This window comes from Janthinobacterium kumbetense, from assembly GCF_023703445.1.
In the GTDB taxonomy this organism is placed as follows: Bacteria; Pseudomonadota; Gammaproteobacteria; order Burkholderiales; family Burkholderiaceae_D; genus Janthinobacterium; species Janthinobacterium kumbetense.
Genome location: NZ_JAMQGR010000015.1, coordinates 95,515 through 108,851 on the forward strand (window position 1 = coordinate 95,515; position 13,337 = coordinate 108,851).

9 protein-coding genes and 2 tRNA genes are annotated in these 13,337 nt (G+C 64.6%); 10 read left to right on the top strand and 1 reads right to left on the bottom strand.

From position 1 onward, the window contains the following. Positions 1-99: 99 nt before the first annotated feature. The 10 genes from miaA to NCG91_RS25920 all read left to right on the top strand — a co-directional run bounded on the left by miaA (position 100) and on the right by NCG91_RS25920 (position 11,766). Positions 100-1,059, top strand: a complete 960-nt coding sequence (gene miaA, locus NCG91_RS25875) for a tRNA (adenosine(37)-N6)-dimethylallyltransferase MiaA (protein ID WP_251351775.1) — start codon at positions 100-102, stop codon at positions 1,057-1,059. A 91-nt stretch (positions 1,060-1,150) separates the two neighbouring features. Beyond that, positions 1,151-1,227 (top strand) — tRNA-Met (locus NCG91_RS25880). Positions 1,228-1,286: 59 nt separating this feature from the next. Next, positions 1,287-1,363, top strand: a tRNA-Met gene (locus NCG91_RS25885). Positions 1,364-1,547: 184 nt separating this feature from the next. Then, positions 1,548-2,075 (top strand): sigma-70 family RNA polymerase sigma factor, encoded by a 528-nt coding sequence (locus NCG91_RS25890; RefSeq protein ID WP_251351776.1) that lies wholly within the window; start codon positions 1,548-1,550, stop codon positions 2,073-2,075. Continuing rightward, a complete protein-coding gene (locus NCG91_RS25895; RefSeq protein ID WP_251351777.1) occupies positions 2,072-3,076 on the top strand; it encodes a FecR family protein in 1,005 nt (334 codons plus the stop codon). Before NCG91_RS25890 ends, NCG91_RS25895 begins: the two co-directional genes overlap by 4 nt. Before the next feature lie 78 nt (positions 3,077-3,154). Then, positions 3,155-5,635: a TonB-dependent siderophore receptor gene (locus NCG91_RS25900; protein ID WP_251351778.1), complete on the top strand. Its 2,481-nt coding sequence runs from the start codon at positions 3,155-3,157 to the stop codon at positions 5,633-5,635. A 182-nt stretch (positions 5,636-5,817) separates the two neighbouring features. Then, positions 5,818-6,804 carry a LacI family DNA-binding transcriptional regulator gene (locus NCG91_RS25905; RefSeq protein WP_354004636.1) on the top strand — a complete coding sequence of 329 codons (987 nt, stop codon included), beginning with the start codon at positions 5,818-5,820 and terminating at the stop codon, positions 6,802-6,804. 205 nt (positions 6,805-7,009) lie between these two features. Beyond that, on the top strand, positions 7,010-8,410 hold the full coding sequence (locus tag NCG91_RS25910; RefSeq protein ID WP_251351780.1) for an alkaline phosphatase family protein: 1,401 nt from the start codon (positions 7,010-7,012) through the stop codon (positions 8,408-8,410). 79 nt (positions 8,411-8,489) lie between these two features. Continuing rightward, a complete protein-coding gene (locus NCG91_RS25915) occupies positions 8,490-10,106 on the top strand; it encodes a histidine-type phosphatase (RefSeq protein ID WP_251351781.1) in 1,617 nt (538 codons plus the stop codon). Positions 10,107-10,197: 91 nt separating this feature from the next. Beyond that, positions 10,198-11,766 carry a histidine phosphatase family protein gene (locus tag NCG91_RS25920; RefSeq protein ID WP_251351782.1) on the top strand — a complete coding sequence of 523 codons (1,569 nt, stop codon included), beginning with the start codon at positions 10,198-10,200 and terminating at the stop codon, positions 11,764-11,766. Between the two features lie 30 nt (positions 11,767-11,796). Here NCG91_RS25920 and NCG91_RS25925 read toward each other — a convergent pair whose 3' ends face one another. After that, entirely contained in the window at positions 11,797-13,296 is a 1,500-nt protein-coding gene (locus NCG91_RS25925) for a CoA-acylating methylmalonate-semialdehyde dehydrogenase (RefSeq protein WP_285817235.1), read from the bottom strand. Positions 13,297-13,337 lie beyond the last annotated feature (41 nt).

Below are 13,337 nucleotides of genomic sequence, written 5' to 3' on the forward strand. Positions count from 1 at the left end.
GTTGCACTGCCTCGCCGTACTGGTCGTACTGTCTTCGGCAATGCGCCTTGCCCTGAACGTTTTGCCAGTCTCTTTTGCACCACATCATACAAAACCAACATGCAAAACACTCAACACCTCCCCCTGGCTGTCGCCATCATGGGCCCCACGGCCAGCGGCAAGACGGCCAGTGCGCTGGCCATCGCGCAAGCCATCCCGTCCGAGATCATCTCCGTCGATTCCGCCCTCGTCTACCGGGGCATGGATATCGGCACGGCCAAGCCATCGAAGGAAGAACTGGCCCAGGTACCGCATCATTTGATCGACATCATCGACCCGCTCGACGCGTATTCGGTAGCGCAGTTCCGCAACGATACCCTGCGCCTGGTGGCCGAGATCACGGCGCGCGGCAAGCTGCCGCTGCTCGTCGGCGGCACCATGCTGTACTTCAAGGGCCTGGCCGATGGCCTCGACGACTTGCCCGGCGCCGACCCTGCCTTGCGCGCCCAGCTGGAAGAAGACGCGGCCGCCATCGGCTGGCCCGCCATGCATGCGCGCCTGGCGCAGCAAGACCCCGTCACGGCCGCGCGCCTGGCGCCGCAGGACGCGCAGCGCATCGGCCGCGCGCTGGAAATCATCGCCCTGTCCGGCCAGCCCATGTCGGCCCTGCTGGACCGGCGCGAAAAAACCGTGCTGCCATTTCAATTGCAATCGTTCGCGCTGGAACCGTCGGACCGCGCCGTGCTGCACGCGCGTATCGCCACGCGCTTCGACCTCATGCTGAAAAACGACGCCCTGCTCGATGAAGTGGAGCAGCTGCGCCGCCGCGGCGACCTGCATCCGGGCTTGCCCTCGATGCGCTGCGTGGGCTACCGCCAGGCCTGGGATTACCTGGACGGCCGCATCGACCGCGCCGCCTTGCGCGAGACGGGCATCATCGCCACGCGCCAGCTGGCCAAGCGTCAGCTGACCTGGTTACGCTCCATGCCGGAACGCCTCGTCATCAATTGCCTGAGCGCTGATCCGGCCAGCACCATGCTGGCGCAAATCCAGCCCTTGCTGACGGCGTTACAAAAATAATCACGCCAGCGCCGGCGCGTGAAAAAAACGCACATTTTTTTGCGCTGGCATTGACAAGAAAAAGGGAAGACTGGATAATGCTCGGCTGTTGGGTGATATAGCTCAGTTGGTTAGAGCACAGCATTCATAATGCTGGGGTCGGTGGTTCAAGTCCACCTATCACCACCAAAGAACATCGATCAGGTTTAGCCTGGTCAAAACGAGCATCCGGTTTGACCGGTCTGTTTGGTGATATAGCTCAGTTGGTTAGAGCACAGCATTCATAATGCTGGGGTCGGTGGTTCAAGTCCACCTATCACCACCAAGAATTTGCAGTATTGATGAACCCGCCTCTGCCCCCGTGCAGCGGCGGGTTTTTTCATTTCCGCCATCACCGCGCGTGCGGCCTGTACGCAACACCAGCCCCATCCACATGCAATCGGGGATTGTGGCAATCCGCCGCTGGCGCTTACAATGAGAATAATTCTCATTTATATTATTCGTCCCCCATGTCCGCCATCCAGCCCAGCCTGCAACAGCAAGTGCAGTCGCTCTACAGCGAGCATCACGGCTGGCTGGTCGGCTGGCTGCGCAAAAAACTCAGTTGCCCGCATGGCGCGGCCGACGTGGCGCAAGATACATTTGTGCGCATCATCGCCTCGCGCGACGCGCTGTTCGGCATGCGCGAGCCGCGCGCCTACCTGTCGACGACGGCAAAGCGCTTGCTGCTCGACCGCGCGCGCCGCCAGATACTCGAGCGCAGCTACCTGGCGGAACTGGCCCTGCTGGCCGACAGCCTGCCCGGCGCGCCCTCGCCGGATGAAGTCCTGATGGCCGTGCAGGCGCTCGAGCAGATCGCCACGGCGCTGGCCGGCTTGTCCGCCAAGGCGCGCGACGCCTTTTTGCTGCACTACCTGGAAGAGCAGCCGCAGGCCGCCGTCGCCGCACAACTGAACGTCTCCACGCGCATGGTGCAAAAATACCTGGTGCAAGCCTTGCTGGCCTGCCGCCACGCCTGCCCGGCCCTGGCGGCATGAATAGCCCCCGCACGGATATCGCCGCCGAACAGGCCGCACGGTGGATCGTGCGCCTGAGCGCCGACGACCCGGCCGAGCGCGACTCCGCGCAGGCCGGCTTCGCAGCATGGAAGGCCGCCGATCCGCTGCACGCGACGGCGGCCGCCGGCATGGAAAACCTGCTGCGTCAGTTGAACGCCGTGCGCGAGCCGGCCGGCGGCGACCATCGCCCCGCGCGCGCCGCCCTGGCCGCCATCGCACCCAAGCCCCGCCAGCGTCTGCGCCAGCTGGCCGCGGCCAGCGCCGTGGCCGTGCTGACGCTGACCGGGGCGCTGGTCTTCAGCGAGCGCCCCGCCTACCTGCTGGCCGACCTGCGCAGCCCCACGGGACAATGGTCCACGCACACCCTGGCCGATGGCAGCCGGATCACCCTGGCCGGCAACAGCGCCGTCAACGTGCATTTCAATGCGGGCGAACGACATGTGGAACTGGTGCAGGGCGATATTCTCGTCGACGTGGCGAAAGATGCGCAGCGCCCCTTCATCATCGACAGCCGGCAGGCGGCGATCCGCGCCCTGGGCACGCGTTTCAGCGTGCGCAGGGAAGACGGCGCCACCATCTTGAGCATGCTGGAGTCCAAGGTGCTGGCGCAAGTGCCGCAACATCCGGCCGTCGTGGTGCAGGCGGGCCAGCGCACGCGCATCACGGACGATGGCGTGGGGCCGCTCACGGCCATCGATGCGGCCAGCGTGCAGGAAGCGTGGCGCGCGCACCAGCTGGTGGTCGACGACCTGCCGCTGGCCGAGGTGCTCGACGAGCTGGCGCGCCACCGCCCGGGCCAGCTGCATTACGACCGCGCGCAGATCGCCGGCATCCGCGTGGCCGCCGTGCTGCCGCTGGACGACACGGACAAGGCGCTGCAGCTGTTGATCGACAATTTCCCGCAACTGCGCATCCGCATGCTGACGCGCTACCTGGTGATGGTTGATGTCCCCGCCAGCGGTCCCGCAAAAAATAAATAAGAAATTGTGCGTTCGCGGTTCCACTTTGCGCATCTCGTGCGTCAAGGCAGCTGAGATCATTCAAAAAAGGCTGTCACCATGTACGCTCAAGTCGTTGCCGTTTCCTCCCCGAACACCCTGCGCACGCGTCTGCGCCCGCTCGCCCTGGCGGCCATGCTGCTGGCAAGCGCCGGCCTGCACGCCCAGGCAGTCGCCCGGGCTACCCCGGCTGTCGCCAGCTACGCCATCCCCGCCGGCCCGCTGGCCGGCGCCCTGAACCGCTATGCGCAGCAGGCGGGCGTGTCCATCGTCATCGATGCATCCCGGGTGCAGGGCTTGACCAGTGCGGGCTTGCAAGGCAGCTACGCCATCGATGACGGTTTCGCCGTGCTGCTGCGCGGCAGCGGCTACGCCATCGGCAAGACGCCGACCGGCTATGTGCTGGTGGCCGCGCCGGCGTCCCCGCCCACGGCGGCGATCGGCGCGGCTTCAGCGGCCGAACGCACCATGCCCTCGATTACCATCGTTGGCCAGGCCGAGCAAGGCGCCACCACGGAAGGCAGCGGCTCCTACACGGCGCGCAAGCTCACCATCGGCAAGGGCGAGCAATCGATGAAGGACATCCCCCAATCCGTGAGCGTGCTGACGCGCCAGCGCCTGGACGACCAGGGCATCACGGACTTGCGCGAAGCCGTCAACAACGTCACCGGCGTGGTGGGCGTGCATGGCGTGGGACCGGGCGTGGTGATCACGGCGCGCGGCTTCCAGATCGATCAATGGCAGTACGATGGCGTGCCCATCGACCGCAACACCTATGCGCTGGGCAACTGGGGCCAGGAAAACATGGTCATCTACGACCGCCTGGAAGTGCTGCGCGGCGCCGCGGGCATGCTGGTCGGCACGGGCAGTCCCGGCGGCTCCGTCAGCCTGGTGCGCAAGCGCCCGACCGCCGCGCGCAGTGTCAGCATGACGGCGCGCGCCGGCTCGTGGGACCATTACGGCGCCCAGCTCGACGTCAGCATGCCCCTGAATGCGGACGGCAGCCTGCGCGGACGCGCCATCGTCGATGAAGACGATACCCATTCCTTCGTCGACCAGGTATGGAGCCAGAACCGCACCCTGTACGCGGCGCTCGACTACGACCTGGGACCGGCCACCACCCTGGGCCTGGCCATCAGCAACGTCAACGACCACGGCCGTCCCACCTTCATCGGTCTGCCCCGCTACGCGGACGGCAGCGCGCTGAACCTGCCCCGCTCCACCTTCACGGGCGCCGACTGGAACCGTAGCGAAGCCAAACAAACCAACGTGTATCTCGACCTGGAACACCATTTCAACAGCCAGTGGAGCCTGAAGGCATCCGCCGTGAACATGAAGGAAAACACCGGCTCCGTGCATCAGCGCGTGGCCTTGCCCATTAATCCCGACGGCAGCGGCGCGAGCTATGCCGACTTTGGCATGGATTTCGACAACCGCAAGCGCGGCATCGATACCTACGTGCGCGGTAAATTCGACGGCCTGGGCATCGCGCAAGAAGTCCTCGTCGGCGCCAGCTATGTCACGATGGCGTCGGACGACGTCTACGCCCGCGTCTGGGAATCTGGTGCGGACGTCTTCAACATCAGGCACAACCGCCCATGGCAAGACCTCGACAGCATCGCCGCGCGCCCGAAGGGCGTGCGTCCCGTCAGCACCTACGAAATACGCCAGAAAGGCCTGTATGGCAGCTGGAACGGCCAGCTGACCAGCCAGCTGAAAGCCGTGCTGGGTGGACGCTTCAGCTGGTACGACTTCGTGTATGCGACGCCCAAAGGTCCTGAAGAACAGCTCAACGCCACCGCCAAGTTCACGCCATCGGCGGCACTGATCTACGCGCTCGATCAGCAATGGTCGGCCTACGCCAGCTATGCCGACATCTTCACGCCGCAAAGCGTCCGCGATGCGCAAGACAAGGTCCTCAAGCCCATCACGGGCAGCAACTACGAGGCGGGCATCAAGGGGGAGCTGATGGATGGCAAGCTCAACACCTCGCTGGCTGTGTTCCGCTACGACCACAAGAACCGTGCCGTCACCGACTATGCTGCGGGCATGGTGTGCCCCAACGGGTATTGCTCGCGCGCCTCGGGCAAGGTGCGCAGCCAGGGCCTGGAAGCGGAAGTGTCGGGCGAAGTGGCGCGCGGCTTGCAGCTGTCGGCCGGCTACGCCTATACGACGACGACCTATCTGAACGACCCGGACGAGCAGGGCAAGGTCTTTTCCACCTGGACGCCCAAGCACATGCTGCGCGTGTGGTCCAGCTACACGCTGCCCGGCGCCTGGGACAAATTCAGCGTGGGCGCCGGCGTCAACACGCAAAGCCATACGCTCGATACCAATAGCACCTTCAAGGTTGCCGGCGTATCGATCTGGAATGCACGCATGGCCTGGCAAGCCACGCCGCAAGTGGCCCTGTCGCTGAACGTCAACAACGTCTTCGACAAGCGCTACATCATCCCGGCCTACAACACCACCGGGTCGAATAACTACTATGGCGACCCGCGCAACGTGCAGTTCACCCTGAAGTACACGCCGAAGTGGTAAGACGATCGAGAGGCTGAGCACCGGCACGCTGGCCATGGCGCGGGACTGGCATTCAGTTTGCGCCGCGGCCGGGATTTTCGGCTAAGATGATGGCGCGGCATTGCGCCGCACCGCATCGTGCATAGGCCTCTCATTCATCTACACCGTCAATGGAACAAAAAGACAAGTCTTGGGTCACTTCGGTGGACGTCGCCAAACGGGCCGGCGTCTCCCGCTCCGCCGTCTCGCGCACGTTCACACCCGGCGCCAGCGTGGCGCCCGAAACGCGGGCCCGCGTGATGGAAGCCGCACAATCGCTGGGTTACCAGGTCAACATCCTGGCGCGCAGCATGAACCAGGGACAAAGCAACCTGGTGGGCGTCGTCATCACGGGCTTCACGGACCCGTTCCGCGTGGCCCTGCTGGGCGAAGTCACGCGCAGCCTGAGCGAACATGCGCTGGTGCCGCTGCTGATGAATGCGGAAGACCCCGAGCGCCTCAGCGAATTGCTGCGCATCCTCCTCAGCTACAAGATTTCCGGCGTCATCATGACGTCCGGCTCGCCGCCGTCCGCCGTCGCCACGGAATACCTGCAGCGGCAAGTGCCGGTGGCCATGATCAACCGCGCGCGCGACCTGAAAGGCGTGGACGTGGTCAACAGCGACAACCGCCACGGCGGCGAACTGGCGGCCAGCACCCTGCTCGACAGCGGCGCCAAACGGCTGGCCTTCATCAACACGCGCGCCAGCAGTTTCAGCGGCATCGCGCGCGGCCAGGCCTTCCTCGACCACCTGGCGCCGGCCGTGGCGAAGAAACGCTGCACGGCCGGCGAATACCTGGCCGACGCCATCGGCTACCAGGCGGGCCAGGAAGCGGCCGACGCCCTGCTCGCCTCCGGCAAACTGCCTGACGGCGTCTTTTGCGCCACCGACCTGATCGCCTGCGGCTTCATCGACGCGGCGCGCAGCAAGTATGGCATCGACGTGCCCGCACAACTGCAGGTGATCGGCTTCGACGACATTCCCATGGCCGCGCTGGACGCCTACCAGCTGACCACCATCCGCCAGGACGCGGGCGAACTGGCGCGCCGCGCCGTCAAGAGCCTGGTCGAGCGCATGGAAAAATTTGCCATGCCGGGCCGCCTGAAGGAAGTGCCCGTCACCCTGGTGCGGCGCGGCACGACGCGCTAAGCCATTCAATGCGGCAGATGGCGCAACGCCATCTGCCCGCCGTTCCCCGTTTTCCACACTTTTTCGTCCCCCGCCTGTACTTGTTGACATCAAAAAAAATCCGGGTTACTGTTTGCACACGTGTGCAATTTCTTCAAACAAGCCAGTTCTGGCCACACCACTAAAAAAGCGCCCCGTCCACGGAGGCGTCATCAAGGAGACTGTTATGTTGAACCACGTTCTAAGAATCGCCCTGTTCGGCGCCGGGGCCATCGGCCTCGCGGCCTGCACCACCCCAGTCGGCACGCAGCACAATATGGCCGCGGCAGTCGCCGCCGATCCGAAACTGGCGAAGATCGGCCAGATCGTCGTCGTGTACATGGAAAACCGCAGCTTCGACCACCTGTTCGGTACCTTCCCCGGTGCCGACGGCATCGCCAATGGGCACTCGTCCGACACCACCACGCAGATTGGCCCCGACGGCAAACCCTATGCCATACTGCCCGCCGTGGCACTCGACAAGGGCGGCCTGGACCAGCGCTTCAAGGCCGACATCGCCAACGCGCCCTTCCGCATGGAGCCGAGCGTCTCGCTGGGCGACAAGACGGCAAGTCCCGTGCACGCGTTCTGGACGCACAAGCGCCAGATCAACGACGGCAAGAATGACCGCTTCGTCGTCGAGGGCAATACGGGTGCCCTGCCCATGGGCTATTTCGACGGCAGCAAGCTCAAACTGTGGGCGCTGGCGCAACGCTACACCTTGGCCGACCGCTTCTTCCAATCCGCCTACGGCGGCTCCTTCCTCAACCACATGTGGCTGACCTGCGCCTGCACGCCCGTGTTCCCGAATGCGCCCAAGTCCATCGTCGCCCAGGATGAGCGCGGCACGGGCCACAAGAAGGGCGAGGAAGCGGAAGTGACGCAGGACGGCTACGCCGTCAACACCATGCAGGGCCCGCTGCTGTTCGACCCGACAAAAAAACAGACGTTCCTGCCGCCGCAAACCATGCCCACCATCGGCGACCGCCTGACGGACAAGGGCATCTCCTGGGTCTATTATGCGGACGGCTACGACATCGCCGTCGCCTCGACCAAGTCAGGCAAGAAGGCCGACGATTTCTCATATCACCACCAGCCGTTCACCTACTTCAAGCGCTTCATCGACAGCCCGCAGCAGCGCGCCACGCACCTGAAGGACCGCTCCGACATGCTCGCCGACGTCCAGGCAGGCAAGCTGCCGCCCGTCTCGTTCTACAAACCCATGGGCAAGAAGAACATGCATCCGGGGATGGATAAATCGAGCGTGGCGGCCGGCGACGACGAAGGCGTGGCCATCATCAGCGCCATCATGGAAGGCCCGCAATGGAAGGACACCGTCATCATCGTCACCACCGATGAAAACGGCGGTTTCTGGGACCACGTGGCGCCACCGAAAGGCGACCGCTTCGGCCCGGCCACGCGCATCCCCGCACTGGTCATCTCGCCCTTCAGCGAAGGCGGGCATATCGACCATACCGAGTATGAAACCGTGTCGATCCTGAAATTCATCGAGGAACGCCATGGCCTGGCGCCCTTGAGCGAGCGCGATGCGCGCGCCAACAGCCTGGCCAAAGCCCTCAAGCTGTAATACCTATTCCCCTGCCTGTCTGTCCTGGGTGCGCCATCTGCACGGCGCGCCTGGGCTAACCACACCTGAAGGAAACACCATGCTGCGCGCACGCCATCTCCCCCTGTCCCTCCTGATGCTTTCCCTGGCCGCCTGTGGCGGCGACGATACACCGCCCGTCCCCGTCACGCCCCCGGTAACGCCGCCCGTGACGCCGGCCGCCCCCGCCACCTACTACCAGACCAAGACGCCCTACACGCCGCAGCAGGATGCGGCCACGTATGAAGCGGCACCTGCCGGCTACGCGCCCGTGTTCACCGAACTGGTGGCCCGCCACGGTTCGCGCGGCCTGTCGAGCATGAAGTATGACGCCGCCTTCTACAACGTCTGGCAACGGGCTGCAGCCGACGATGCGCTCACGCCCCTGGGGCAAAAGCTGGGCGCCGACATCCTGAAACTGATGAAGGCCAACGCGCTGCTCGGCTACGGCGTGGACGGCATCACGGCGCCCGGCTACGGCAACCTGTCGCAGACGGGCATCAATGAACACAAGCAGTTGGCCGTGCGCATGCTGACGCGCCTGCCTGCCCTGTTCACGCAACTGGGTAACAATGCCGCCAGCGCACCGCGCCAGATCGTCACCGTCAGTTCCGGCGTGGACCGCGCCAAGGACAGCGCCGCGTACTTTGCGCAGTCGCTGGCCGCCACGGCACCAAACGTCGCGCCGCTGATTACCCTGCCGCCCGCCCCGACCGGCTACCCGGCCGGCAAGCCCGTGGCGCAGCCCGATGGCACCAACCGCTTCCTGCTGTATGCGCACAAGCTGGTGCCGAAGACGGATCTGGTCACCGGCACCCTCGACCGCCATTACCAGACTTACCAGGATAGCCAGGCCTATCAGGCCTACCTGGAAAGCCCCGGCTTCCTGGCCAAATACACGGCCATCGACACGGATGCCACGGCGCGTACCCTGGGCCGCGAAGTACTGGAACGCTTGTTCACCAAGGCCTTCGTCGACAAGATCGACAACGGCACTTACCGCTTCGCCAACACGGGTACCTACAGTTTTACCAGCGACGACGGCAAGTTCACCAACACCGTCACGGGCGACGGCGGCACCACCATCAAGGGCCTGGCAGATGCCGCCTCGGTGCTGTACAACCTGTACGCCATCATGGCCGGCATGACGAACGAAGTGAAAGCCGATTTCGTGCAATACATGCCGTCGGACGCGGCCAAGTACCAGGCATTCGTGCAGGATTACCAGGATTTTTACAACAAGGGCCCCGGCACCACGGAAAGCGCCGGCATCACCTGGAACTACGTGCGCGCGCTGCGCGACGACTTCTTCACGGAAGTGGACGCCATCGCGCGCGGCGACCTGTCGCACGGCGCCAAACTGCGCTTCACGCATGCGGAAGCCATCATTCCGCTGGCCACGGCCATGGGCCTGAAGAACGTCGTCGGCGCGCTGCCGGCGGCGCAGACCTACAGCTATGACAACAGCAGCTGGCGCGGCCTGTACGTGGCGCCGATGGCGGCCAACATGCAGTGGGATGTGTACCGCGACGCCGGCGGCAATGTGCTCGTGAAAATGCTGTACAACGAAAAGGAAACGGACTTCCAGGCCGCCTGCGATGGCGCCCGCTTTGCCGCCGGCAGCCATTTCTATGTGTATGCGAAGCTGAAGACGTGCTACGACCACGTGGCGCAGTAAGTACGAATGCAGGCGGGCAGCCGTGCCCGCCTGTTGGACGTTTGCTGCTAGGCTTGCACGTAAGAACCAATCACGTCACTTACGGATAGCCATGCCCCCACCGCTCCCCTTGTCCAGCATGCTGCTGGCCCTCACCATCTGCGCCGCTCCCGCCCAGGCCGCGGAAGGCCATTACCAGACCAAGGCGCCGTATGCGCCGCAGCAGGACCTGGCCACCTATGCCGCGCCACCGGCCGGTTTCCAGCCCATCTACACACAACTGGTGGCGCGCCACGGTGCGCGCGGATTGACCGGCATGAAGAGCGACGCAGCCCTGTATGCGATGTGGCGGCAGGCCGCCGCGCAGGATGCGCTCACGCCTTTGGGGCGCGAACTGGGACCCGACATCCTGGCCCTGATGCAGGCGAACGCCTTGCTCGGTTACGGCGTGGCCGGCATCGAGCGGCCCGGCTACGGCAATCTGTCGCAGACGGGCATCGAGGAACACCGGCAACTGGCCGTGCGCATGCTGGCGCGCCTGCCCACCCTGTTCGCGCAAGTGGGGCAAGACGCCGCGACGGCGCCGCGCCAGCTCGTCACCATCCATTCCGGCGTGGACCGCGCGCGCGACAGTGCGCGCTTTTTTACGCAGTCGCTGCTGGAGCACGCGCCCGCGCTGGCGCCCTTGTTATACCTGCCGCCCGCACCGGCGCCGTATCCGCAGGGACGCAAGGCAGTGGTGCAGTCCGATGGCGTGAACCGCTTCCTGCTGTATGCGCACAAGCTGGCGCCGCAGACGGATTTTGTCGCCGATCGGGCCAACCCGCATTACGCCACCTATGCCGCCAGCCAGGCCTACCAGTACTATGAAAGAACCAAGCAGCTGCACGCCCTGATGGATGCCCCGGCCAGAAAACCGGAAGCGGCCGCGCATGCGCGCCACGTGCTCGAACGGCTGTTTGCACCCGCCTTCCTCGACCAGCTTGAGCGCAGCGGCGCCAGTTTTGCGGATACGGGCAGCTACACTTTCACCAGCGCGGACGGCCAGCTCACGCGCACCATGACGGGCAGCGGCAAGACGGTCATCCGCAGCTTGCATGCGGCCGCGACGAAACTGTATGAGCTGTACGCGATCGCTGCCGGCATGCGCCATGAAATGCCGGCCGATTTCGGCCGCTACATGCCCGCCGAGGATGCGCGCTACTACGCTTATATCGCCGACCACGAGGATTTTTACCAGAAAGGGCCGGCCACCACGGAAAGCAGCGGCGTGACCTGGCGCTTCGCACTGGCCTTGCGCGAGGATTTTTTCAAGGAAGTCGATGCGCTGGCCAAGGGAGATTTGCGCCACGCGGCCAAGCTGCGTTTCACGCACGCCGAGATGATCATTCCGCTCGCCTCGGCCATGGGCTTGCAACAGGCGCTGGCCCCCTTGCCGGTATCGGCCAGCGACAGTTATCAAAGCAATCAATGGCGCGGCCAGAACGTCTCGCCGCTGGCGGCCAACATGCAGTGGGATGTGTACCGCAACAGCGCAGGACAACTGATCGTGCGCCTGCTGTACAACGAAAAGGAAACCGGTTTCCAGGCCAGTTGCGACGGCGCCCGCATCGCGCCGGACAGCATCTTCTATGACTACGCAAAGCTGAAAAGCTGCTACGGCCACGTGGCGGCGCCCTGACGCGCTGATGCTGCGCGCCGCCATCGCACCTTACTTCAAGGTCGGCATGGCAAACTCCGCTCCCGCCGCCGTCGAGGCCGGCCAGCGCTGGGTGACGGCCTTCTGTTTCGTGTAGAAACGCACGGATTCCGGGCCATGCGCATGGTGGTCGCCGAACAGGCTGCGCTTCCAGCCGCCGAAGCTGTGGAAGGCCATCGGCACGGGGATCGGCACGTTCACGCCCACCATGCCCACCTGCACGCGGTGCGTGTATTCGCGCGCCGTATTGCCGTCGCGCGTATAAATCGCCGTGCCGTTGCCGTACTCGTGCGCGTTGACGAGGTCCAGCGCCGTGGCGAAATCGGGCACGCGCACGATGCAGAGGACGGGGCCGAAGATTTCCTCTTTATAGATCGTCATCTCCGGCGTCACATGGTCGAACAGGCTGCCGCCGAGGAAAAAGCCCTTTTCGTGACCGGGCAGCACGAAACCGCGCCCGTCACTGACCAGCTTGGCGCCTTCCTTGACGCCCGTGGCGATGTAGCCGGCAATTTTGTCCTTGTGCACTTGCGTGACCACGGGGCCCATTTCCGCCTGTAAATCCATGCCTTGCGTAATCTTCAGGGCCGCAATACGGGGCACCAGCGCCTCGACCAATTGATCGGCCACATTGCCCACCGCCACGACGACGGAAATGGCCATGCAGCGCTCGCCCGCCGAACCGAACGCCGCGCCCATCAGGGCGTCGACCGTCTGGGGAATGTCCGCGTCGGGCATGACGACCATGTGGTTTTTCGCGCCGCCCAGCGCTTGCACGCGCTTGCCCTGGGCGCAGCCGGTGGCGTAGATGTATTCGGCGATCGGCGTGGAACCGACGAAACTGACGGCGCGCACGTCCGGGTGGTGCAACAAGCCATCCACGGCTTCCTTGTCTCCCTGCACCACGTTGAAGACACCGTCCGGCAAACCGGCGTCCGTCAACAACTGCGCCAGCAGCAGGCTGGCCGACGGGTCGCGCTCGGACGGTTTCAAGACGAAGGTATTGCCGCAGGCGATCGCCATCGGAAACATCCACATCGGCACCATCACGGGGAAATTGAACGGCGTGATGCCGACGCACACGCCCAATGCCTGGCGGATCGACCAGGCGTCGATGCCGCCGGCCACTTGCTCCGAATATTCGCCCTTCATCAGCTGCGGGATGCCGCAGGCAAATTCCACCACTTCGATGCCGCGCGTCACTTCCCCTTTCGCATCCGTGAACACCTTGCCGTGTTCGGCCGTGATCAGGGCGGCCAATTGGTCCGCATGTTCTTCCAGCAACTCCTTGAACTTGAACATGACTCTAGCGCGGCGCAGCGGCGACGTTTGCGACCAGGCGGGAAAGGCCGCATGGGCGGCAGCCACGGCCGCATTCAGCTCGGCGGCAGTCGCCAGCGCCACCTTCGCCGTGACGGCACCCGTGGCGGGGTTAAAAACGTCGCTGGTGCGCTCGGAGCGCGACGCCATGGGGTTGCCACCAATAAAGTGGCCGATCATCGGGGTAGTCATTATCTTGTCCTTATTATTTCGTCATCAGCCAGTCATGGGCT